The following is a 25,262-nucleotide window of genomic DNA, read 5'->3' as shown; positions in this document are numbered from 1 at the left end:
AGGCTAATTTCGTTGATTAGTATTTTTTCAATTTATGAGAATGGGAATTTATTCATGTCATAAAAAGCATCAATAGTCTTCGTTTTGATATTTATTATTTACTTTTAAGTCTAAATGAAATTGAATGTTACAGGGTTCAATGGGCCGGGTTTTTATTATTTTACTACTTGGAATTTGCAGCAGAATCACTGCTCAAGATGCCAATACTGCTGTATTTCAAATTATTGATAAGGAAGATGAGCGCCCTATCGTATTCGCAACAATTATTCTTATAAACGCTAATGTTGGTGTTATTTCTGACGAAAATGGCAATTTCAGGATACCAAAAAAGTTTTTAAAGCAAGATGAATCCCTTAAAATTTCTTGTATAGGCTATGAGACGCGAATATTTGGAGCAGGGGAGTTACAATCCAGTAAAACAACTGTGTTGACCCTTTTGCAAAAGTTGGAGTCTTTAGATGAAATTGTTCTAAAGACTGATAAAAAGGAAAAGCAATACGGTGCCAGGAAAATTGTAAGATTGGCTATTGATAATATTCCCACTAATTATCCTGTAGAACCCTTCGGACATATAGCCTATTATAGAGATTATCAAAAAATTGTTGATGCCCGTCAATTGGAAAATGATCACCCTTTGAAATCTGCGTCGTATGTTAATCTAAATGAAGGAATTATTAAAGTTTTTGATGCGGGGTTTGGAACAAACAAGTTTTTTGATTCCAGTAATCAAGCTGCTTTAATTCAATATGACTTGAATAGAAATTTTGCAATAGATACGCTTTTGGCAGTCCCTTATGATAATTCTAATGTCAAATACTTAAAAGGAGTTACGTTTTCTCCTTTAGGCGGTAATGAATTGTATCTCTTGAATATAGGAAATTGTATTCGAAACTTCGATCAGAAATCATTCTCCTTTGTTGATGTAATGAATAAGGATTTTGTTAAACAGCATTCTTTCTGGATAGATAAAATCGTTTTTTTGGACGATGAGCCGATTTATAAAATAGATTTTATTTCAAGTATACAAAGTATGGATCGCTATTTTAAAGGCAATGGGAGCATTTATATTGGAAAATATGATTATGGAATTCACAGGCTTAATTATACAACAAAAGATGTTAGAAGTAAATCGATTTTATACGAGGTGAATGTTGAGTATAAAAAACGGAATGATAAGTATTATTTAAATTATTTGACTTTTAATAATTTTTTTGACGTAAAGCATGAGGAAATCTTTAAGGTTGAAGATTTAGTTTATCATTTCGATTCAAATTCGTTTCAAGTATTTTTTAATCGTGAAATTGATCTTTCGACGATAGATAATTCAGGCCGAACCATTGCTTTTTTTTATAAGAACAAGAAACTGGATATTAAAGAAATATCCTATATCAATCCAATGGCTTTGAAAATCAAGTTATACCCATTTACTGAAAATATTGACAGGAACACTATAATAAATGATATTGTATATGCGATTCAAAGAGTTCGCGATATAGAAGGAAATGTGATTAATGAAGGTCCGATTTTGACTTTAAAACAATTCAGAGAAATTTTCGTCCAGGAGGTCATCGAATATTTGGATATTGACACTACTTTTAATTTTATTCAAAAAAATAAAGTGCTTTCTGCTTCAGAGGTCAATAAAGAAAAAGAGTTTAAAAAGTATTGGGTCAATAGTCCTTTAAAAGAAAGTAAGTAAATATCCTTATCTTTGTGAGACTATCAAGAAAAAGGAATTTTCAATTTATTACTGATCATAGAGGTTGAAAACCTTTGAATTCCCTGTCACTCCAAACTAAATCATATGCTTTTGAACGATGTCAATTTTGTGATTTCGTTTACTAATAATTGCTTTAATTTAACATAGACATCATTTATAATATGAAATCTTGACTAAAATATGAAAAGACAAAAGAACAGTTCTGGTTTTCAATTTGAATTGTATTCAGAGGAACAAAAAAGCCAATTTGATAAGCTTTTTGACATCTTTAAAGAATTGATTACGCATACGTCAGGTGACTTTGATGAAGCTATTGATTGGCTTGAACAACTCGATAAGGAATACCAGCTTACTGACGAAAATTACACTATTGATGATTTTATAGAAGACCTTAAAACCAAGGGGTATATAAAAGAAGAAATCAAACCGGATGGGACTTATGATAAAAAAATCACTGCTAAAACTGAAAGGGCGATACGAAAAAATGCACTGAATCAAATATTTGGTCAGATAAGGAAGAAAGGAGCAGGGACCCATAAAACGAAAACCAGCGGCTTGGGTGACGAGCATACGGGAGACCTTAGAGCGTTTCGTTTTGGTGATTCGCTAGAGCACATCAATATTACAGAAAGTCTTAAAAATGCACAGGTAAATCATGGCTTTGACGATTTTCAATTGACCGAGAACGACCTTGTGGTTGAAGACACACATCATAAGGCCCAAATGAGTACGGTATTGATGATTGATATCAGTCATAGTATGATCCTTTACGGTGAAGATAGAATTACACCTGCTAAAAAAGTAGCCATGGCTTTGGCTGAATTGATTACTACACGATATGCTAAAGACACTTTAGATATTCTGGTTTTTGGAAATGATGCCTGGCCAATTAAATTGAAGGATTTACCCTATTTGGAAGTAGGTCCTTATCATACCAATACTGTTGCAGGGCTTCAATTGGCATTAGATCTCTTGCGTAGAAAGCGGAACACCAATAAGCAAATCTTTATGATTACTGATGGAAAGCCTAGTTGTGTTAAAATGCAGGACGGTAGTTATTATAAGAACAGTAATGGTCTTGATGGATATATTGTGGATAAATGTTATCAAATGGCAGCACAAGCTAGAAAATTGCATATCCCCATCACAACATTTATGATTGCCAAAGACCCTTATTTACAAACCTTTATAGATGAGTTTACCTTGTCTAACAGAGGGAAAGCATTTTATACCGGCCTTGATGGTCTGGGTGAGATGATATTTCATGATTACGAAAACAACAGAAAAAAAAGAATTAGATAATGGATATAAGTATAAAGACATTAGGAGCACTTAAGAAAAGTGGTTATCAAAGCAGAAGTATTAAAACAGAACTGCGGGAGAACTTAATTCAAAACATTAAAGATGGGAAAGCTTCGTTTACGGGGATTCATGGTTATGACGAAACAGTAATTCCTCAATTAGAACGAGCTATTCTATCAGAACATAATATAAACCTCTTGGGCTTAAGAGGACAAGCCAAAACAAGGTTGGCCAGATTAATGGTTCAGTTGTTGGATGAATATATCCCGGCAATTGATGGTTCAGAAATCAATGATGACCCCTTGTGGCCAATAAGTAATTTTGCAAAAGAACAGGTTGCATCTTTAGGAGATGAAACACCTATTAAATGGATACATAGAGAGCAGCGATTTTATGAAAAACTGGCAACACCGGATGTGACTATTTCTGATTTAATCGGTGATATTGATCCGATCAAAGCGGCAACTTTAAAGCTAAGTTATGCTGATGAAAGAGTGATACATTTTGGAATGATTCCTCGTGCTAACCGAAGTATTTTTGTAATTAACGAACTTCCTGATCTTCAATCTAGAATTCAGGTAGCCCTATTTAACATACTGGAAGAAGGAGATATACAGATAAGAGGTTTTCAAGTACGATTACCTTTAGACCTGCAATTTGTCTTTACCGCCAATCCTGAAGACTATACCAATAGGGGTAGTATTGTTACGCCATTGAAGGATAGAATTGGGTCTCAGATCCTGACTCATTATCCGAAAAGTATAGAGGTGGCTAAGACCATTACTGCCCAAGAAGCCAAACTTCAAAAAAATAGAATTTGTGATATTCATGTGCCAGAGTTGGCAAAAGATCTGGTAGAACAAATTGGATTTGAAGCCAGAGAAAGTGAGTATGTAGATAGTAAGAGCGGGATTAGTGCCAGAATGAGTATTACGGCATATGAAAACCTTTTAAGTACAGCAGAACATCGCTGTTTGGCTTCAGGTGCCGATAAAACAAGTATTAGGTATGCGGATATTCTGGGTATGATACCATCTATAATAGGGAAGGTTGAACTTGTCTATGAAGGTGAACAGGAAGGAGCAGCTTTTGTCGCTGAACAGCTAATAGGGAATGCATCTAAAGCACTTTTTGATACGTATTTCCCAAAGATAAAGAAACTGAAGCACGAAAATGATAAAGACCCATATGATGGTGTCTTGCAATGGTTTTTTGAAGAGAGTTCCTTCGAATTGTATGATGATGGATCTGAAGAAGCCTATGGGCAGGCGCTCAATTCTATTGGGGCCTTGGATGAATTGATCGACACCTATATGCCTGGGGTAGAAGCTGGAGATAAACTCTTTGTCAAAGAATTTATTCTTTGGGCCTTGTCAGCGTATAAAAAGCTCAATAAGAAAAGGATTGTAAAAGGTTTTGAGTTTAAAGATTCTTACGGTGCTTATCTTTCTAACTTGTAGTATATAATAAAAGCGCTCTTTTCAGAGCGCTTTTATTAAGAAATTATCGATAATTGATTAGGTGTCATCCGAAAGGTCTTCAAGCTTTAATGCATTAGAAGGTACTTTTACACCAGAATGGATTTCTTTTCGAGATACTGGTTTATCATTGTCAGATAAAACATTCGTAACGTGTACGTCAGTATTTTCAATTTTATATTCCTTTCTGAAGCCCATTAGCTTGACTTCAATATTTTTTTCTTTGCAACCCAGTTCAACAAACTCCTTTATCAGAATTAATACATCATGATCAATATAAATAGAATGTGATGCGTCAAGAACAAGCTTGCTGTTTTCAGGTAGATGAGCAAAAGTTTGTTTGATGGCTGCTTTATTCAAAAATGAAACCTCTTGCGCTAGTTCCATGTGAATGGTTTTATCAGCGCTATAATCTTCTTGTTTAAAAAAGTAGGCCAGTTTTAAATTTCCTCTAAGAATAAAGTATATACTAACTGTTAAACCAATTCCTACACCAATAAGGATATCCGAGAATACTACAGCAACCACAGTAACTACAAAAGGAATGAATTGGAACTTTTTGCTATTCTTCCACATGTGCATAAAAACCTTGGGGCTCGCAAGCTTGTATCCAATCACAATCAATACGGCCGCTAATGAAGCCAAAGGAATCCTATTTAAAAGCATTGGAATTAATAACACGGCCAGCATTAAAAATATACCATGAGAGATCGCAGCAATTTTAGTTCTACCTCCTGAATTCACATTCGCAGATGATCTTACAATCACAGAGGTCAAAGGGATACCGCCTATCATACAGCTAATGATATTGCCTATTCCCTGTGCCTTTAATTCTTTGTTGGTGTTGGTGTACCTTTTTAAGGGATCAAGTTTGTCTGAAGCCTCAATACTAAGCAAGGTTTCTATACTTGCAACAGCTGCAATGGTCATCGCAACAATCCAAACTTCTTTATTTGTTATTTGGTTAAAATCAGGAAGACTAAACTGACTCAGAAAGGCAGACATAGAATCGGGTATCGGTAAACTCACCAAATGATCAGGTCCAACAAGAAAAGTAGACCCTGTAAATCTAAAGGTTTCATTTATGATCACTCCAGTTAAAACAGCAACCAGTGCGCTGGGAATTGCTTTTAAATTGATTAAAAAAGGTATTTTTTCGAAAGCTATTAAAACCACTAAAGAGGCTATGACAATAATAACGGCACCGGGATGCATAAAATTAATGGCCTTAATAATGGTTGGAAACATATCATAGTTTCCTTCTTTATTGATATGAAAATAATCCCCCTCATTAACAACATCATAGCCTATGGCATGTGGTAATTGGGTTAATATGATGATAATCCCAATGGCAGCCAGCATTCCTTCAATTACGTTTGAAGGCAGATAATTTGATACGACTCCGGCCTTGATATAACCAAGGATTATTTGCATTATTCCTGCCAGAACTCCAGCTAAAAGAAAAGTCTCAAAAGATCCAAGGCTAGCGATGGCGGCAAGTATAATAGCTGTTAATCCTGCTGCCGGACCAGATACACTTAATTCTGAGTCACTAAAGAAGCCGATAATAATACCACCAATAACTCCGGATATTATTCCTGAGAATAGGGGGGCACCACTTGCTAAAGCAATTCCTAGACAAAGTGGTAATGCCACAAGAAACACGACTAGTCCCGCTTGAAGGTCTCCTTTTAAATATTTTTTGTTAAGTTTTTTCATTTTAATATAAGTGCTAATAGGTTAGTTAACCGCTTTGATACAAACTTAAAGATATTATCTGATATAACATGAATTAGATAAATCCTGTAGAATTATTCCATTGCTTTTCAATATGTTTGCTTTTCCTGTCAATAAAATGTGGCAAGACTAAATTCATGATAACATCAGTCATTTTGTTGATACTAGGCTTCGGCCTGCCATTTGGATATTTTTATCTAAAAAAGAATCCTCAGTTTGGGGGAAAACTAGAGAAGGATGAGAAAGTATCACTTCGTAAATCGGAACATTGGAAAAAAGGCACATTTCAAAACCTCTCTAAAACGACTATGGATATGAACCTTTTTAAGTTACCAGGTCTTATAAAGGAAAATGTAAAAGGTCGTAAAGCCAGGGATCCAAAGAAGCTGATACCCATTGCTCCATTCAAAGCATCTGATTTCAATAAAGATGGAGTCCCTAAGTTTATTTGGTATGGTCACTCGGTTTTGCTATTACAGCTAAATGATAAAAACATTTTGATTGACCCGATGTTTGGTCAGGATGCTTCTCCAGTCGGGCCCATTAGAACCAAACGGTTTTCAGCGAATTGTCTGGAATTGATTGAGAAATTACCAGCTATAGACCTTATTTTAATGACCCATGACCATTATGATCATTTAGATTTTCATAGTATGCGTTTGCTCCGAAACAAGGTGGAGACTTTTCTTGTTCCTTTGGGAGTTGGGAGGCATTTATTGAAATGGGGAGTTGATAGTAAGCATATTACTGAATTTGATTGGTGGCAAGAGCATAAATTATTTGGCATTGATTTTATTTTCACACCTTCAAGACATTTTTCAGGAAGAGGTGCTTTTGATCGTGCAAAATCACTTTGGGGTGGTTGGATTTTGAAATCTGGAAAGCACAGCATCTACTGGAGTGGTGATGGGGGATATGATGAACATTTCAAATTAATCGGAGAGAAATACGGACCTTTTGACTGGGGTTTTATCGAGTGCGGACAGTATAATGAGCGTTGGTATCAAATTCATATGTATCCTGAAGAGGCAGTGCAAGCTGCAATTGATACAAAGGTTAATCAAGCCATTCCTGTTCATTGGGGTGCTTTCAGTCTGGCACTTCACCATTGGACCGACCCAATAGATCGGTTTGTAAAGGCATCAGAAGTTAACAATCAACAATACCTAAGCCCAGCACCAGGTGAAATAATTGAATTCGGACAGTTGGCATCAAATTCCTGGTGGAAGAAATACCTCTAGTTATAATTGATAATTATAATTTATCAAGTTTTTATATTAATCTGCCATCTTCAAATTACAGGTTCCTACTTGATTTAAATAATACATATTGAAATCGACTGCATTTTCATAATGTGATGAACAAGTATGATGATAAATGCCATAATGACGCTTTATTTTAGTCATAAGTGTCATTATGGCATTTGTTTTGCTCTAAAGCTGACCATAAAGTGCTGAAAACATTTTTGGTCCTGCATTTGCAATCATTGATTCGGAAACAATTATTAAGTAAAACCCTTTAAAAAAAATATAATGAACAATTTAATGCTTACAAAAAACAGAAACATTCTTCAAAGAGATAAAAGAAATTTAGGTAACTACGGAGGATGGGCTTCATTAATGGATGAATTATTCAATGATGAACTGCAACTGGCAAAAAGTAAAGATTTCAATAAAGGATTGTCAAATCCTAAAGTGAATATTATAGAATCAGACGAAGCTTATATACTAGATATGGCTGTTCCGGGATTCAAAAAGACTGATTTTATTATCGGACTTGAGAATGAAGAATTGTCTATTGCTGCTGAAATTAAAGTTGAGGAAGATACTAAGGAGAACTATACAAGGAAAGAATTTGTCTATGCTTCATTTAAAAGAACCTTCTTGTTGCCTGAAACAGTTGATGACACGGCGATAAATGCAAGTTATACTGATGGGATTCTGACCGTTAGCATTCCAAAGAAGGAAGAGGCCAAGCCAAAGCCAGCCAGGACTATAGAGATTTCATAAACTCTTAAAGCAGATAGTTAGATAAGACCACCAGTTCAGTTCTGGTGGTTTTTTTTGTTCTTTAACCCAAATGTTAGCTAGCTACCGCAATTATCGCTCATGCAATGTCACGGGTAACAGCAGTGACCAGCTATAGGAGTAAATAGATTGATTGTTAAGCAGTATTTATAATGATTGGAAGCTTTTAGATTGGATTTTAATAACGGGCCTTCTTCGATTTAGACAGGGAGAAGGCCAATTTTTACAATTCGTCATTGTTTATCTACAGTTCGGTAAGTCAGAATTTACCAATACGCCTTCGTCATATACATTTGCAGTATAATAATTAAACATATATATCATGAAAACAACAATCGACAGTAACGCATCAAATGGAACAAGATTTACAAATTTTTCAACCTTTAGAGAAAGTAAGCGCATCAGATGGTCAAATTACAGAAACTACGGTTATTAGAAAAATGTAATATTGATTCTAACTTAAAAAATGATGTATGGAACAAAAATTAATTCCACCGTAAAAAACCTTAACAATTTTGTTAAGGTTTTTTTTATGCAATTAATTCACAAAGAAAATGTCATAGTCTAAAGTGATAATAGAAGCCAAGGTCACTATTATAGCGACCATACAAAACTCTAATAAAATTGTATATTTAGACTTGACAAAGAACAAGGTATATAAAACTAAAACCAACATCATAAATTGATAAAGACTGAATTAGGATTGGGCTTGGCAGCTATAGGCAGGCCGGAATATTTGAATATAAGAACTGAAGCGGACTCGAATAAATCCGAATCATTTTACCATGAGAATGCCATTAAGGTTATGGACTATGCTTATGAGCAAGGGATTCGTCATTTTGATACGGCCCCTTCTTATGGGCAGGGGGAAGCGTTCTTGCAGGAATGGTTTAGACAGCATCCATACAAGGATTTAGCATTGAGCACAAAATGGGGCTATACTTATGTGGCGAATTGGGAATTAGGATACAAAGGGCCTCACGAAATCAAAGAACATTCTCTTCATAAACTTATTGAGCAATGGTCTGTTTCAAAGTGTCTTTTACCGGCATTGAAGGTGTATCAGGTCCACTCAGCAACTTTTGAAAGCGGTATTTTAGATAACAAGGAGGTCTTGCAAAAACTTTTTGAAATCAAAAAGGAGACAGGTTTGAAAATCGGAATTTCGACTAGTGGCCCGAATCAAGGAGAAGTGTTGGAATATGCTTCACAGATAAAAATCAACAGTGAATCGCTTTTTGAAAGCTTTCAGGTTACTTATAATATATTAGAAACCAGCACTCATGACTTGCTTAAGAAACTTAGAAAAGCAGGGAAAATAGTCATCATAAAAGAGGCTTTAGCCAATGGCAGGCTTTTTAGGAATGGCAAGTATAGACATTATGAAAACCTCTATACCTATTTGGAGCGCTTATCGAAAAAATATAAGGTATCAGTAGATGCAATTGCATTGAGGTTTATTATCGATCATCTTCAACCGAATATTGTTCTTAGCGGAGCGTCAAATACCAGTCAATTGTCTGAAAATCTGAAATCGAGGGAGTTTAAACTTGAAGACCAGGAACTGGCATCCCTTGTAGAATATGCAGTTGAATCAAATTTCTATTGGAAAGAACGATCTCATATGCAATGGAATTAGGATTCATTATATAAGAATATGGAATTAGTATTGATATGAAAAGAAGATCATTTATAAAAAAAACAGGATATAGCAGCCTGGCATCGATTGCAGGTATGCCAATAGTCTTTGCCGCAAAGATGCCTAAAGATTATGAAATTCTTGCATTTCAAGATCCTGATCCTTTCGAGTTATTTGGGCTTGACAGTTCAATGGTCGTTTTGAATAACAGACCGTTTAACATTGAAGCTCAGGCACATCTATTAGATGATAAGGTGACGCCCAACAGTAAAATGTTTATTAGAAATAACGGCCTTATCCCTAAAGAGATTAACACAGATCAATGGTTGTTAACCATAGATGGGGAGTCGGTAAGTGCAATTAAATCCTATTCTTTAGAAACGCTCAGAACCAAATTTAAAAGCTATTCCTATCAGGTGACATTGGAGTGCGGTGGAAACGGAAGAAGTGAGTTTGATCCGCCAGCAAAAGGTAATCAATGGACCATTGGTGCTGTTCATTGTGCAAAATGGACGGGTATCAGGTTAAAGGATATCTTGGAAGATGTTGAGATAAAAAAAGATGCCGTATATATTGGTTATCATGCCACGGATGTACATTTAAGCGGAGATGTAAATAAAGAGCCTATTTCAAGAGGTGTTCCGCTTGATAAAGCAATTCAAGATGAAACATTGATTGCATATATGATGAATGATAAGCCTATACCCTTGGCTCATGGATACCCTCTTCGTTTGATAGCAGGTGGCTGGCCGGCGTCGGCATCAGGCAAATGGATCAATAGAATTAGTGTGAGAAACAAGGAGCATGATGGTTCGAAAATGAAAGGAACTTCTTATAGAGTTCCTAAATATAACGTATCTCCTGGTGAAGATGTGCCAGAGCAGGATATGAAGATTATTGAATCAATGCCGGTAAAATCGTTGATTACATACCCTAAATCGGGAGCAGTATTCAATTTGACAAAAGAATTAAATATTAGAGGGCATGCCTGGGCCGGAGAATTAGAGGTCGCCAAAATGCAGTATTCAATTGATTTTGGAGCTACATGGCAAGCATGCACACTTGAAAAACCAATAAATAGACTGGCCTGGCAACATTTTAAGGCTCAAATCAAATTTCCTCAAGCCGGTTATTATGAAATCTGGGCAAGGGCTATCGATACTGAAAATACTGCTCAACCTATGCTTGTTCCAGGCTGGAACCCAAAAGGCTACTTGAATAACGCCTGTCATAGAATAGCAGTAAAAGTGGTGTAAGGAATTTATGGAAAATAGAAATAAAAATCATGACCTTGATTCGATAAACAAAAGGAAGCTTTTTGGTTTTATTGTAGTTATCGGAATGCTAATTCTGTTTGTTGGGGGTTTATTTCTGTATGTTCAATCCAATAATAAACCTCAAAATATCCCCAATGACCCTGTCTTCACTAGTAATGAAATTGAAAACGGGATTCATGTGCGTACCGGATTAAAAGAAGGTGAAGGCCTAATGGTTGTTGTTGCACATTGCACCGCTTGTCATTCAGCCCAATTGATTATTCAAAACAGAATGAATAAAGAACGGTGGAATGCTACTATTCGATGGATGCAAGAAACACAAAATTTATGGGAATTAGGAGCGCAACAGGAAGTGATTGTGAATTACCTTGTAAAGAACTATCCAGTTTATAGCAAGGGGAGACGTGAGAACCTTCAAGATATTGAATGGTACAAGTTATCAGATTAATTATCTAATGAATCAGCTGTATCAACATGAGCCTGAGCTTGATGAATATAAGCAAGCAAATGATCTGCGATTTTTTATACTTGAAATGAGACTTAAAATGATGGTAATCATCAGTAAATCGAACAAAAAATGCATAAGGCTGTGATTGAATTTGCGACAGAAAAAATTAAACACACCGAATTAAGAGTCTATTTTAGTGTTAATTACTGTGCTAATCGGGGTATTATTGTATATGTTGATTAATTTTCAGGAAGTAAAAAAACCTTATTTTACTGCTTGTTAAGGCTTTTTAATGCTTGTTAAAGCTGTCTCTGTCAGCTTGTTGAAATATTTTATAATAAATATTATTATTTTTTGTTGTTTATATTAATATTTATAGTAATTTTGCGCCCTCAAATTATATAACCTATGAAAATTAACGAAATTAAAACAATGGTAAGCTCAAAGGAGGGTGTTCAGACACTTTACTTTAGCAACGCGAAGGCAGTCAATTGGAATGTCAAACGAAGATTTAGATAATCATAACTAAAGGCTCCTTTTTAAGGGGCCTTTTTTATACAGTAAATCTTTATCGATGCAATGTGATTGACTCGATTCTGCTACCTATCTTTGCCTAAAATAAATATATGTCACCAAATTTTTCTTCCCTTGGTATTAATGGAGCGCTTCAAAAAAGTTTGAAAGAACTAAAAATAGATGTTCCTACTGATATTCAACAAAAATCGATCCCTATTCTTTTAGAACAAAAAAAAGACTTTGTTGGTCTGGCAAAGACAGGGACAGGTAAAACCGCAGCCTTTGGTTTGCCTCTTTTACAATTAGTAGATGCAACTAAACCTAATGTACAGGCTTTGATACTTGCTCCGACCCGTGAATTAGGTCAACAAATATTTCAAAATCTTCAGTCATATGCCAGTAATATGCCTGAGCTATCTATAGCAGCAACCTGTGGAGGAATTCCGATTAAACCACAAATTGAGCGTTTGACTCAAGCGACTCATATTTTAGTTGCTACACCAGGAAGGTTAATTGATTTAATGAAGCGAGGTGCTGTTGATTTGAGCCAGATAGGCTATTTGGTTCTCGATGAGGCTGATGAAATGATTGGCTCATTAAAACAAGGGCTAGATGAGATCTTCACTTCACTTCCTAAAGAGAAACGAACATGGCTCTTTACCGCAACCATGCCAGGCACGATCAAACAGTTGATTCAAAATTATATGTCAAAACATATTACCCAGGTGAGTGCTGACATGGATACTGTTGGACATCAAGGGATTGATCATCAATATGTAGTAGTAGAGCCTATTGAAAAATTGGATGTTTTGATGCATTTTTTAAGCTCAAGAGAAGGAGAAAGAGGAATCATATTTTGTAAAACCAAAGCAGCTGTTAATAAATTGGCCAAAAATTTAGCGATTAATAAATTCTCTTCAGGAGCACTACATGGAAGTCTGAGTCAGGGCATTCGCGATCGAATTATGGGGCAATTCAGAGAAGGACATATCGATATTCTGGTAGCAACAGATCTGGCAGCTCGTGGAATAGACGTTAAGGAAATCTCTTATGTAGTGAATTACCATTTACCAGCTGTTTATGAAACATATGTGCATAGAAGTGGTAGAACAGCCAGAGCAGGAGCAAAAGGTTTTTCTTTGAGTGTAATCCAGAAAGAAGAGGAAATTGAAATTCCTGATTTCGAAAAAGAGCTTGGTCTAAGCTTTACAAAGCACCAAAAAGCTGCTGCTAAAAATATAGAAGAAAACAATGCTTTGCTATGGGCAAAAAAAATATTTAAAAGCAAACCAAACCGTGAAATTTCACCTGAATTCAGGAGCCAGATCCACACTGTATTTCATCACCTTACCAAAGATGAGTTAGTAGACAAGATCTTGGCAGATCATTTAAAGAATAAGGTTAAACCACCAATTGTAAATAAAAGAAAATAAAATATTTTCTACCAGACACACCCATGGCAAATATTATCAAAGAACAACAGGCTATTCTCGAGAAACTCAAGATACATGAGTTGAATAAGATGCAGAAGGAAGCTATTCCTATTATAGAAACAAATGAAAATACAATATTACTGTCTCCTACAGGAACTGGTAAAACACTAGCTTTTTTATTACCAATAATAAAAGCTTTAGATGCAGATTGCAAAGAGGTACAGGCACTCATATTGGTACCTTCCAGAGAATTAGCTATTCAAATCGAACAGGTTGTCAGAGAGATGGGTTCAGGTTTTAAGGTCAACGCAGTTTACGGAGGCAGAGCGGTTTCAAAAGATAAGATTGATCTAAAGCACAAACCTGCAATACTGATTGGAACACCCGGAAGAATAAATGATCATGTGCGTAGTAACAGGTTCTCAACCTATTATATTGATACCTTAGTTTTGGATGAATTTGATAAATCTTTAGAAACAGGATTTGAATCAGAAATGAAAGCCATCATAAAAGAGCTGCCTAGTGTTCGTAAAAGGATATTGACATCGGCTACTCAAGGGGTAGATATCCAACCATTTGTAGCTTTTAAAAATCCAAAGACTATTAATTACTTAAAAGATGTTGTGTCTAAACTTGTGGTTAAAAGGGTTGAATCCTCATCGAAAAATAAATTACCAAAGTTATTAGAATTGTTACTTCATCTGGGAAACCAGCCTGGTATCATTTTTTGTAATCTGAAGGATAGTATTCAGGAAGTAAGTAATTATTTAGAGAAGCACCAGATTAGTCATGGTTGTTTTAATGGAGGGATGGAACAAAAGGACCGAGAAAGAACTTTGATAAAATTCAGGAACGGAACGTATCAGGTAATTGTTGCTACTGATTTGGCTGCAAGAGGCATTGACATTCCAGAATTGAAGTTCATCATTCATTATGAACTGCCGCGAATGAAGGAAGAATTTACCCATAGAAATGGTAGAACTGCAAGGGTTAATGCAAAAGGAACCGCCTATGTCTTGGCTTGGGAAAAAGAGTATTTACCAGACTTTATGAAGGATGTAGAAGTACAGAAGACATTGAAGGAGGGGGTGAAGAAGGCTCAATATTGGCAAACCCTATTTATATCGGGAGGCCGAAAGGATAAAATCTCGAAAGGAGATATTGCTGGATTATTTTTTAAGCAAGGTAACCTTAATAAAGACCAGCTTGGAGTAATCGAATTAAAGCAGGATTGTACTTTTGTTGCTGTCCCGGTTACGTTAGCAGCTCAATTGGTTTCTGAGCTAAATAATACCAGACTCAAGAAAAAGAAGGTTCGTGTAAGTGTTATTTAACAAATTATAATTAATCGAATAAATATTCGGTTAATTATTTATATTTGCCAAATGAAACTCAAAGATGAAACCAAAAGAATATCAATTGTTACTGAAACAATTGACATTGTATTTGATAAAGGTTTTGCTGGTGTTAAAATGGCGGAACTGGCTCGAAAGGTTGGTGTTTCTCCCTCAACATTGTATGTTTATTATAAGAACAAGGAAGATCTTATTGTTTCAATTGCTACTAAACTTATAAAGAATGTTTCACAAAGCAGTAACAAAGAAGTGAAAGACGGGCTTCCGTATAAACTAAAACTAAGATCCGTTTGGCTTTACTGGCTTGATTTCGGTATTAACCATAGCAAAGAAATGAGTTTCTTGCATCAGGTTAAACAATCTCCTTATTATAAATTGATTCCAAGTGAAATAAAAGATGAAAAGGCTCAAATGGCAAATTCATTGCTGGATCTTGGCAAAAAAGAGGGCTTGATTAAGAATGTTGATAATGAAATATTATCAGCGGTGATTGGTTCAATGATGTCTGAAACGATCAAATTAATTCTAAGCAATAAATTGAAATTGAATAAAAAAGATAATGATTTAATGTTTTCACTGATGTGGGACGCTATTAAAAGTTAAAATTTTTTGACACAAAATCGAATAATTGTTCGGCAATAAGGGAGAAAGCATGATTAAAATACTTAAAAAGATGGGATTAATTATAATGAGTTTGTTGCTATTACTTTTTTTGACAATAGTTTTGTTTGTTAATTTCAGTCCTGAATTTGGCGGTTCTGCTACAAAAGAGCAAAAGGCGATTTATGTTAAATCGGATAATTATGAAGAAGGAAAATTTGTGAACGAGCAGGATGTAAAGCTAGATATGAGTTTTTCTGATATGAGAAAGAGTTTGGTGGGTTTTTTTAACCCTATTCCTAATACGACTCCTAAAAATGATATCCTGGTTAAAAGCATAGACTCTTTGGATATTGTGACTTACAAGGATAAAACAAGATTGATATGGTTTGGGCATTCTACTTTTTTAATTCAAATGGAGCAAACAAATATTTTGATAGATCCCATGTTCGGCAAAGTTCCGGCTCCGCACCCTATGTTAGGCACAAACAGATTCAGTAAAAAGCTTCCTATCGAAATTGAAAAATTACCAAATATTGACGCTGTATTAATTTCCCATGATCACTACGATCACCTGGACTATGGATCGATACAAAAGCTCAAGGACAAAGTAAATATGTTTTATGTTCCTTTAGGAGTAGGCGCACATTTGGCTGAATGGGATATTCCTTCTGATCGTATCATAGAGTTAGATTGGTGGCAGGAAGCGAAAGTTGAAAATTTAACATTTACCTGTACTCCGGCGCAACATTTTTCTGGAAGAGGGCTAACTGACAGGTCGAATACGCTGTGGAGTTCCTGGGTGATACAGTCTGAATCGGAAAGTATTTTTTTTAGTGGGGATAGCGGTTATGGACCTCATTTTAAAGAGATTGGTGCCAAGTTCGGGCCTTTTGATTTTGCTATGATGGAATGTGGACAATACAATGAGCTATGGTCTGAAATTCACATGTTTCCTGAAGAAACAGCACAAGCTGCTTTAGACGTCAAGGCTAAAATGGTTATGCCGATTCATTGGGGCGCTTTTAAACTAGGAATGCATAGCTGGACGGAACCTGTTGAAAGGATTTCATTAAAAGCAAAAGAACTCAATGTAAATCTTATAACTCCTAGAATAGGAGAAGAAATTAAAATAACGAATAACTCAAATAATGACCCATCATGGTGGAAATAAACCCTAGAACATCAACAATTTCAATATTCAAGACTGATATTGAATCTTTTCAAAAACCGGAGGTATTATCACTCTTGGATTCATTTGATAACATAGTTCAAATTGACTTCGATTTTGAAGATCGCGATCATATACTTAGAGTTGACTCTAAATCAAACATTGCTCAAGACATAGAATCAGTCTTGATATCAAATAGTATTTACTGTGTGGAGCTTCATTGATTTAATTTCCTAGACTTGTTTCATATCTATAGAGATACTTTCAATTTGACCAGGAGATAATTCATTCAAATGAATATTGCCAATGCGACTTCGCACCAGTCTTAAAGTTGGGAAACCAACACTCGCCGTCATTTTTCTTACTTGCCTGAATTTTCCTTCTGTCAAGATGATACTAATCCAGGAACTAGGTCTATGTCTGCCAATTCGAAGTTTGATAGACGCCGCTTGTAAATTTGGTGCTTGATCAAGTATTTGAGCCTTGCAGGGTTTTGTTCTGTAAATTTTGCCAAGTAAGCCAATATCAACTCCTCTGCAGAGTCTTTCAATTGCCTCTTCAGTGATATTTCCATCTAATTGGGCCCAATATTCTTTTTCTATACCTGAATTATTTATTTGATATGATAATTCACCATCAGTAGTCAGTAATAACAGGCCTTCTGATTTTTCATCCAACCTTCCTACAGGCATTATCCCTTCAGGAAAATCATAAAGTTCACCTAAAAACTGTTTCTTATATTTTTCTTTTGGCGCATTGGAGTGAAATTGACTTAACATGCCAAAAGGTTTGTATATTTTATAATGTTTTGCCTGTATTTCCATCTAATGCAAAGTTACGCTAACTTGCTTCAAATTAAACTCAAACCCATACATTATCTAATTGCACTCTTAAGTTAAATTCTGGTTAGAAGGAGATCAAGAAAAAATCAAATTACTGGAGAAAAAAGATAAAATCTTCGTGGTTTTAGATTTAGGCACAATTATTGATTCTTTCAAAAACTTTATAAACAAACCTCTTTTAAACCTAATTTTATGATCAAGAAATTACTCCTATCAACAATTATCGCCTTTTTATTTATTAGCCTTAAAGGTCAGGCTCAATCAGATTATCTTATTCAGATTGGACTTAAAGACAGTGTTCACTCTGAGGTCTTAAACGAGACAAGAGAGTTTTATGTGGTGCTTCCGGACAGTTATGTAGAAGGTAGTGACACTAAATATCCTGTCGTCTTTTTATTGGATGGAGATGTTATGCTTAATGCTTTGCAAACTGTTCACAGTTTTTATAGTGGAGGTTTTATGCCTGATATGATTCTTGTTGGTATTTCAAATGCTGAAAGCAGAACCAGAGACCTTACTACCTCAGAACTTTCTGAAAGAAGAGGGCAGGCATATAATCAAGAAAATGGAGCAGCAGATAAATTTACCTCATTCATTGAGTCAGAATTAATTCCTTTTGTTGAGGATCATTATCCTGTGACAAATTACAGAACATTGATAGGACATTCATACGGTGGGCTTTTTACCGTGAATATGTTATTGAATCATACTGAATTATTCGAAAATTATCTTGCGATTGACCCAAGTATGGATTGGGATCAACAGAAATTACTTAAGGAATCAAAAGATATTTTAAGTCAAAAAAGTTTTGCAGGTAAGTCTTTGTTTGTGTCGCTAGGGGGGCAATTGCACATGGCTGACACCGATATTACGATTGATAATGTGATGAAAGACACTACGGAATATACATTGTTTGCCAGATCCATTATCGAAATGTCGGAAATAATGAAGGCCAATAAAGAGAACGAACTAAATTTTCAATGGAAATTTTATCCTAATGACCTGCATGGAACCATTCCTTTACCTTCAATAATGGATGGGATGATTGGGCTATTTTCATGGTATCAAATGGAGGATATTAATAAGTTTAATGATCCGCAAACACCAAATGATGTTTTATACCAGATAATCAAACGTCGTGAGAAAAAACTAAAAGAGCACTTTGGTTACGCTGTGGCTCCATACCCTAATTTTCTATTCAATATGAGTGGCTATATGAGTATGGATATGGGAAATTTTGACAAGGCCCTTATGTATTTTCAATTGAATACGGAATACTTTCCTAATGATGCGAATGCCTATGATTCATTGGCTGATTATTATGAAAGTCAAAACGACACAGAGAATGCACTAAAGAATGTAACAAAGGCCTATGAATTATCGGGTTCTGATGCTCATAAAGAACGTTTAGAAGGTTTAAAAGGGAAGTAGATAAGGAATGTATTTAATACAGATACGGAATGATCTTATATTTAACTCTTTGAGTATATTCTTGCCATAGATTGCCATATTTAGTGGCGCATCTTTTGTCATCATCTAATTGTCTTGGCAGTAAAAGAGCAACATAATACAAAGGGTACAACCATACCCATAATACTCCAGGATAACCAACGATCAAAGCAATAGCGGTACCCATTAGTATTTCTCCCAAATAATTAATGTGGCGACTGAGGCCCCAAAAACCATTCACCAATAATACTTTGTTTCCGTCAGATATGGTTTCAGGCTTGATGCCTAAAAATGCTTTCTTAGGAGATGTCTTAAAAAAATATTTCTGCATGTTTGCCCCACGAGCCAGCGTCCAGCCCAGTAAAAAAAGAAGCGTATAACAAACAAGTACCCATAAAGGAGTTTTTGGATCAGGTAAATTTACAGTCGCCCAGATAACGATCAGATAAAAGTAAGGGTAGAAGGTCAGGCAGCCCCATCCCAGTTTGACACCTACACGCTCTGCAAAAAAATCATAAGTATACAAATGCACTTTTTCAAAACTTAAATAGTCAATTATAAAATAGGTCAACATGGCTGCACCAAGTAATAAGCCAGGTGAAATAGTTCCGAAAACGTCATAGTGGTGGGCAACAAAACTCAATATATTTAATTCAAGCATTACAGCTCCAATAAGATATAACCACATTTTTGCATCGATTCTCCCATTTTTATATTGTGGATTCTCAAGTCGGCCTAAAAATATATCCAATAACAAGGATCTTCCGGTTGAAGGATAGGGTAATACAATCCATAAAGAAAAGACCAACCCAAAAACAAAGGCACCGGCCAGACTATACCATCTGATTGCATAGAGCCAGTCATAAGGAACCCAGCCCATAAAACCCACCAAAAGCCAGAGCAAGATACAAGTGAATAAAACCAATCTCCCATTTAGTTTATACCTCAATAATTCGCCAGTCTCAGCATGTTTTACATAGCCGGTTACCCAGCGTCCAGGCATGAAATAATGCAAAAAAGTTATGAGCAGGTAGATGATCCAGGGTGTAAAGAAACCAAGTGCTTGTGTCATTATGTTAGATCTTTAGTGTTTTTATCCATTATCGAAATAGCCCATTTTCTTGGAAATACGCGATTCATAAAAAAATACGCTAGTTTATTTGTGAAACCAGGAATAATTATCGGGCCCTTACCAAGTGCTTTCAAGGTGTCTTCTGCTACGCGCTGAGGAGACAGCGTACCCGGCGCATCTTTTGTGTTTTGGGCATTTTTATAACCGGGAGTGGAAATGGCACCTGCACAAGAGGCAAGCACATCGATTTGATACTTCTTTAATTCATTCCATAGTCCTTCTGCAAAAACAGAATTAAATGCTTTTGAAGCGCCGTAGGTGGCAATTTTTGGGCTTCCCTGAGCTCCGGCAAGGGAAGCCATCAAAACGATTCCACCCTTCTTTCTTTCAATCATTCGTGTAGATACCAGTTTTGAAAGTAACAGGGGTGCTTTAATATTGACATCAACTATTTGCTCAAGGCTTTGCTCCGAAATATTTTCAAAATACCCAATAGGTGAATATGCCGCATTATAGACCAGTAAACCAATAGATTCTTTGCGTTGTGTTACAAAAGTTTTAACTGCTTTAAAATCTGCTAGGTCTAATGAATGAGCAATAGTTTCGACCGAATATAAGTTGCTTATATGTTGGGCCAGGTCTTCCAATTTATCCAATCGCCTTGCTATCAAAATAAGGTTCAATCCCCGTTCAGCCAGAGCCTCTGCAAAGGCAGCTCCCAATCCTTCGGATGCTCCTGCAACCAAGGCCCATGGTCCGTATTTTGTCTTAAAGTCAGTCATCAAGTTTTGCAATGTGAATATACTTAATTTGACCTTTAATAAGCATTCTAATAAAGATTTAAAAATAGCAATATCATTCTTCGTCAATAAAACTCAGATCCAAAACATTGAAATTATTTGCAGCTTTAACCAACAGGGTAGAACCTATGGCCTCAAACAAATGGTTTGTTTTCAATACAAATTCTGCCTGTTTTTCTATTTGAAAGTTTGGAATTCCCACTAGAGTTAGATCTGTTGTTGAAGATTCTTCTTCAATAATATCATAGAACGCCTTTTGTTCAACTGCATTATTAATGATTTTGATCACAACATTTACTCTAAGATCTTCAACTAGCTCATGAATTTTATTTTCTATAACTGAACTTTCCACATTGTTATTATTGACAAATAGCACCCTAATATGTGGGTTGTCCCATCTAGGAGAGGCAATAATAAATCGTGCAATATTCAACATCATCTCAGCATTTTTGCTATCCGTTTCACGCCACCAGAGGTCAACAGTTTTATAATTGCCAAATTTCGTTTTAAGATCAAAATCAAGATAGAGTAAGTTATAATCCAAATGGAGCAAAGTTTGGGTCATTTTGGAATATTCTTTAGAGTTTTCCAAGCCTTTGGGCCAACCCATCATAATGGTATTGGGTTCAACACCAGAAAACCCGAAAGTGGAGGCTATATTGGTAATACCCTCATAAATATTACTCACTTTTAATTGCCTTGCAAAAATACCTAACTCTTTAAAATTAACATCCATAACGACCTGTTCGGTTCGTTTTAGAGGTTTGTCATCATCCTTATCAACTATTAGTTTGAAGTTGGTTACCATGCCTGTTCTACCTGAAACAGTTTTTCCTAATTCCAATAAAAAACGCTGATGATCGCTCTGCCCACTAAACAGTATAATATTGGGGTTCCAGTTAGAATTCTCCTCTGCATTAGAATCTATTTTCTTTAGCCCTTTGTTGACAATGTTTTCCCATACACTTCGCCATACATCATTCGATTGAAGTTTGACTTCCTTACGCTGCAAACCTAAGAATAGGGCCCCAATTACTGCCAAAGCACCTAACATGGCTGTTGTATCCAATTTGAACATTACGGCGAAGCAGGCCATAAAACCGACTAATCCAATCCATCGTTTAATCTTAAAAGAAGGTTGAAAATCAGGGTTGGCCCAACTTTCTAAGAAATAGCAGATATTGATAAAGCCATATGCTGTTAGATAAAACATTGAAACCAGTCTGGCTATAACGTCTAGTTCTCCAATTAATATACCAATTTCGGCAATTAAAAAAACAAGAAACAAGGCATTGACAGGTTCGTTATTTTTCCCTTTTCCTTTGCCAAATATTTTTGGTGTGACCAAATCAATAGACATGGCTTGTAAAATTCTAGGGCCTCCAAGAATACCACCAATGGCAGATGACAAAGTTGCTCCCCAAATTCCTGCCACAACAGCCGGAGCAAACAAGGCAATTTTCATGAGAATATTATAATCGCTTTTCAATAGGGCTGGGTCTACAGCAAAGGCAAGAAATATAGCCAAAGCCACATAGACAAATAATCCAACGCCAATAGCCATTAACGTACCCATGGGTATGGATTGCTTTGGATCTTCTAAATCACCACTCATAGCAATACCAGCTGTAAATCCAGTAACCGCAGGGAAGAATATGGCAAAGACCATCTCCAACGGAACTGAGCCTTCAGAAGGAAGTAAATTAACTGATTCAGGAGCAAATTCTGTTGACCCAAAAAAGATAGATACCAATGAAATCAAGATCGCTGCAAGTATAAAAAACTGGGCTTTTAAGGCCACTGAAGTACTGATTAATGCCAATACTGTTAATGATAATAGCGCTAGTGTAGCAGTTATACGAAAGTCGTTGGTTGACATACCCAAGTCAAAATAGCTGTTGAAACTTTCAGAAAATCCTATTAAATAAAGGGATATGGAAAAGGCAGTCCCGATAAAAATGGCAATACCGATCGATCCGCCAATAGGAATACCCATACTCCTGGAGAGTACATAGTAGATTCCACCAGCGCCAATTTTTTTGTCAGTCGCTACCGAAGAAACACTTAGACCAGTTGTAACAGCAATGATATGTGCAATAATAATTATGGCGATCGTTCCGAAGAGTCCTGAATTACCAACAACCCAACCGAGTCGCATATACATGATAACACCAAGTATTGTCAAAATGGATGGGGTAAACACCCCTGCAAAAGTTCCAAACTTCTTTTTTGCAGACATAAGCCTCTGTGCCTTTAGATTCTAATAAGAGGGTGAATATAGCCAATCTTTTTTAAAAATGTATATCAGTTTGATTCTGGTTCAAGATATTTATATCGCCCGTTATTTGATATATTTGTATCATGCATAAAGCATTCCGAGCTTTTGACATCCAACTACTAAAGAATCAGAAGGTAAAACATGAATAAATCGATAGCAGTATTGCCTTTTGTAAATATGAGTTCTGATAAGGAGAATGAATATTTCAGTGATGGCATGACAGAAGAGATCATTAATGCCTTGGCCAAAATCAAAGACTTAAAGGTTACTTCGCGCACTTCTTCTTTCTTTTTTAAAAATAAAAATTTACCGATTCGCGATATAGGTAATGAATTGGGAGTCGCCATCATATTAGAAGGCAGCATTCGCCTTTCGGGAGAGCTGATTCGGGTTACTGCTCAGTTGATTGATGTAGAAGAAGATTTTCATTTCTGGTCAGAAACTTTTGACAGATCTATAAAAGATATTTTTGCTGTTCAAGATGAAATCAGTCTTTTTATAGCAGACCGACTCAGAGAACATATTGGTCACTTTGATATTGAAGACCATTTGGTTGATGTGCTCGATATATCAGTAAACAGCTATAAGCTTTATTTAAAAGCAAAGTTTCACCTTATGAAGTTGACTTTGCCTGAGACTGAAAAAGCCATCTCCATCTTTAAGGATCTTATTGAGGAAGAAGAGCAGTTTACTTTGGCATATCTAGGTGTAAACCAGGCTTTTGCTTTTCTTGGAACAATGGGCTTGATGCCTGCCCAAGATGCCTTTATGCAGGCAAAACCATTTCTTGATAAAGCGCTAGAGTTAGATCCAAACCTGCCAGAGTCCCAACTAAATATGGCTTGGATATCTTGCTATCAGAATTGGGACCTTAAAAAAGCTTATGAACACGTCAATCAGGCTATAGCAATCAGACCAACAGATGAAATGTACTTGAGTTTAGCCAATTTCCTTACCGTTGAAGGAAAGCTAGATGATGCAGCTGTTTATCTCGATAAGGCCTTAGAAATTGCGCCTCTATCGGCAATGAATGTCCATTATAAAGGATTTCTATATTATTTAAAAGAAGAATATGAACTGGCAATTCATTGGCTTTTCAGAAGTTTAGACCTAAAGACTGATTTACCCTTTCCACCACTTTATATTGGAATTTCTTATGTCTTATCGGGTAGTCCTGAAAAAGGGCTGGTATATTTTCAATCATTAACTAACAATAATGCTGCAGACCTCACAAAATTAGGTGGAACCACTTTGGCTTATGCTGCTTTAAACAATGATAAAGAAGTGGCAATTGGAATGAATCAGCTTGAATCGCATCTGGAGTCTGAATCTATGGGAGCTGCTTTAAACTTTTTAATTTTGATCAATGCCATCTTAAAGCAATACGAAGCTGTTTTTAGATTGATTGAACAGGGAATTAGCTATAGATTACCTATGATGCTATTGCTATATACAGAACCGGTTTTAAAACCCTTGCATCAACATAAGAAGTTTCAAACCCTTATGAGAAATGCATTAGGAGCGGCTACAAAATTTCAAGCCGAAAAAAGAAAATACAAAAAAACATTATTTAGCAAGGATGAACTCAATAGATATATACTGCAGCTGGAATCAATAATGTCAAATGAAAAACCATTTCTAGACCAAGACCTTACATTGCGTCATTTGGCGGAATCACTTGAGCTTCCTCCTAATTATGTGTCACAATTGTTAAATGAAGGCCTTGAGAAAAATTTTTCTGAATACATCAATTCACTCCGTTTAGAGGCTTTTAAAGAAAAGGTTCAAGATCCTTCTCAAAAGCATTTAACCATTTTGGCTCTTGCTTATGATAGCGGTTTTAATTCTAAAACTGTGTTCAATACTTTTTTTAAGAAAAATATGGGAATCACTCCCAAGGCATATTGGAATCAAGTTAGAGCGATTTAAGTTCTGATTTTAAAACAATTCGAATAACATACCAAGACCTTTATTATAATTTTTGTTTTAATTAAAAGTGCTCTAGTTGCTGATTAGTAATAGGATACCTCATAGTATAAGCTCAATTCCTTTGAAATAAAATTGGTTCTGATTTTAAAACTGGAACGACCGGCACTGCTTCTGATCGCATCTTTGTAA

The 25,262-nt window shown here is 35.8% G+C and carries 19 protein-coding genes; 14 read left to right on the top strand and 5 right to left on the bottom strand.

All coding sequences use genetic code 11. From position 1 onward, the window contains the following. Positions 1 to 124 precede the first annotated feature (124 nt). The 3 genes from QWY87_RS15145 to QWY87_RS15135 all read left to right on the top strand — a co-directional run bounded on the left by QWY87_RS15145 (position 125) and on the right by QWY87_RS15135 (position 4,482). On the top strand, positions 125 to 1,699 hold the full coding sequence (locus tag QWY87_RS15145) for a carboxypeptidase-like regulatory domain-containing protein (protein WP_290292768.1): 1,575 nt from the start codon (positions 125 to 127) through the stop codon (positions 1,697 to 1,699). 201 nt (positions 1,700 to 1,900) lie between these two features. Continuing rightward, complete coding sequence (locus QWY87_RS15140; protein WP_290292767.1) at positions 1,901 to 3,022, top strand: vWA domain-containing protein; 1,122 nt, start codon at positions 1,901 to 1,903, stop codon at positions 3,020 to 3,022. Further along, positions 3,022 to 4,482: an AAA family ATPase gene (locus QWY87_RS15135; protein WP_290292766.1), complete on the top strand. Its 1,461-nt coding sequence runs from the start codon at positions 3,022 to 3,024 to the stop codon at positions 4,480 to 4,482. Before QWY87_RS15140 ends, QWY87_RS15135 begins: the two co-directional genes overlap by 1 nt. 57 nt (positions 4,483 to 4,539) lie before the next feature. On the opposite strand, the gene QWY87_RS15130 is transcribed toward QWY87_RS15135, so the two are convergent. Then, the gene (locus QWY87_RS15130; RefSeq protein ID WP_290292764.1) at positions 4,540 to 6,219 is read right to left on the bottom strand and encodes a SulP family inorganic anion transporter; all 1,680 of its coding nucleotides are present in this window, start codon (positions 6,217 to 6,219) and stop codon (positions 4,540 to 4,542) included. 155 nt (positions 6,220 to 6,374) lie between these two features. Between QWY87_RS15130 and QWY87_RS15125 the strand changes: the two genes are divergently transcribed. The 9 genes from QWY87_RS15125 (at position 6,375) to QWY87_RS15085 (ending at position 16,706) form a co-directional block, all read left to right on the top strand. Continuing rightward, on the top strand, positions 6,375 to 7,478 hold the full coding sequence (locus QWY87_RS15125) for an MBL fold metallo-hydrolase (RefSeq protein ID WP_290292763.1): 1,104 nt from the start codon (positions 6,375 to 6,377) through the stop codon (positions 7,476 to 7,478). A gap of 291 nt (positions 7,479 to 7,769) precedes the next feature. Next, positions 7,770 to 8,246: an Hsp20/alpha crystallin family protein gene (locus tag QWY87_RS15120; RefSeq protein WP_290292761.1), complete on the top strand. Its 477-nt coding sequence runs from the start codon at positions 7,770 to 7,772 to the stop codon at positions 8,244 to 8,246. A gap of 700 nt (positions 8,247 to 8,946) precedes the next feature. After that, positions 8,947 to 9,903 (top strand): aldo/keto reductase, encoded by a 957-nt coding sequence (locus QWY87_RS15115; protein WP_290292759.1) that lies wholly within the window; start codon positions 8,947 to 8,949, stop codon positions 9,901 to 9,903. 35 nt (positions 9,904 to 9,938) lie between these two features. Next, the gene (locus QWY87_RS15110; RefSeq protein ID WP_290292756.1) at positions 9,939 to 11,159 is read left to right on the top strand and encodes a sulfite oxidase; all 1,221 of its coding nucleotides are present in this window, start codon (positions 9,939 to 9,941) and stop codon (positions 11,157 to 11,159) included. Positions 11,160 to 11,166: 7 nt separating this feature from the next. Next, positions 11,167 to 11,628, top strand: coding sequence for a monoheme cytochrome C (locus tag QWY87_RS15105; RefSeq protein ID WP_290292755.1), 462 nt, complete (start codon positions 11,167 to 11,169; stop codon positions 11,626 to 11,628). Between the two features lie 626 nt (positions 11,629 to 12,254). Continuing rightward, on the top strand, positions 12,255 to 13,577 hold the full coding sequence (locus QWY87_RS15100) for a DEAD/DEAH box helicase (RefSeq protein ID WP_290292754.1): 1,323 nt from the start codon (positions 12,255 to 12,257) through the stop codon (positions 13,575 to 13,577). A 23-nt stretch (positions 13,578 to 13,600) separates the two neighbouring features. Further along, a complete protein-coding gene (locus QWY87_RS15095; protein ID WP_290292751.1) occupies positions 13,601 to 14,911 on the top strand; it encodes a DEAD/DEAH box helicase in 1,311 nt (436 codons plus the stop codon). A 51-nt stretch (positions 14,912 to 14,962) separates the two neighbouring features. Then, positions 14,963 to 15,535 (top strand): TetR/AcrR family transcriptional regulator, encoded by a 573-nt coding sequence (locus QWY87_RS15090; protein WP_290292748.1) that lies wholly within the window; start codon positions 14,963 to 14,965, stop codon positions 15,533 to 15,535. A gap of 70 nt (positions 15,536 to 15,605) precedes the next feature. Continuing rightward, complete coding sequence (locus tag QWY87_RS15085; protein WP_290292746.1) at positions 15,606 to 16,706, top strand: MBL fold metallo-hydrolase; 1,101 nt, start codon at positions 15,606 to 15,608, stop codon at positions 16,704 to 16,706. A gap of 230 nt (positions 16,707 to 16,936) precedes the next feature. Here the strand turns inward: QWY87_RS15085 and QWY87_RS15080 are convergent, their stop codons facing one another. Continuing rightward, complete coding sequence (locus QWY87_RS15080) at positions 16,937 to 17,527, bottom strand: pseudouridine synthase (RefSeq protein WP_290292745.1); 591 nt, start codon at positions 17,525 to 17,527, stop codon at positions 16,937 to 16,939. Positions 17,528 to 17,737: 210 nt separating this feature from the next. On the opposite strand from QWY87_RS15080, the gene QWY87_RS15075 reads away from it, so the two are divergent. Next, entirely contained in the window at positions 17,738 to 18,976 is a 1,239-nt protein-coding gene (locus QWY87_RS15075; RefSeq protein WP_290292744.1) for an alpha/beta hydrolase-fold protein, read from the top strand. A 13-nt stretch (positions 18,977 to 18,989) separates the two neighbouring features. Here QWY87_RS15075 and QWY87_RS15070 read toward each other — a convergent pair whose 3' ends face one another. The 3 genes from QWY87_RS15070 to QWY87_RS15060 form a co-directional block, all read right to left on the bottom strand. Next, positions 18,990 to 20,066 (bottom strand): DUF1295 domain-containing protein, encoded by a 1,077-nt coding sequence (locus tag QWY87_RS15070; protein ID WP_290292742.1) that lies wholly within the window; start codon positions 20,064 to 20,066, stop codon positions 18,990 to 18,992. Next, the gene (locus QWY87_RS15065; protein WP_290292740.1) at positions 20,066 to 20,848 is read right to left on the bottom strand and encodes an SDR family NAD(P)-dependent oxidoreductase; all 783 of its coding nucleotides are present in this window, start codon (positions 20,846 to 20,848) and stop codon (positions 20,066 to 20,068) included. The genes QWY87_RS15070 and QWY87_RS15065 overlap by 1 nt, the downstream gene beginning before the upstream one ends. A gap of 73 nt (positions 20,849 to 20,921) precedes the next feature. After that, positions 20,922 to 23,105, bottom strand: a complete 2,184-nt coding sequence (locus QWY87_RS15060) for an amino acid permease (RefSeq protein ID WP_290292738.1) — start codon at positions 23,103 to 23,105, stop codon at positions 20,922 to 20,924. A gap of 180 nt (positions 23,106 to 23,285) precedes the next feature. On the opposite strand from QWY87_RS15060, the gene QWY87_RS15055 reads away from it, so the two are divergent. Then, a complete protein-coding gene (locus QWY87_RS15055) occupies positions 23,286 to 25,073 on the top strand; it encodes a helix-turn-helix domain-containing protein (RefSeq protein ID WP_290292736.1) in 1,788 nt (595 codons plus the stop codon). The last annotated feature ends 189 nt before the right edge of the window (positions 25,074 to 25,262 follow it).

The sequence above is a fragment of the Lutimonas halocynthiae genome (assembly GCF_030409835.1).
Classification (GTDB): Bacteria; Bacteroidota; Bacteroidia; order Flavobacteriales; family Flavobacteriaceae; genus Lutimonas; species Lutimonas halocynthiae.
Note: the sequence above shows the minus strand (reverse complement) of the source record. Positions and strands in the feature narration are given on the sequence as shown.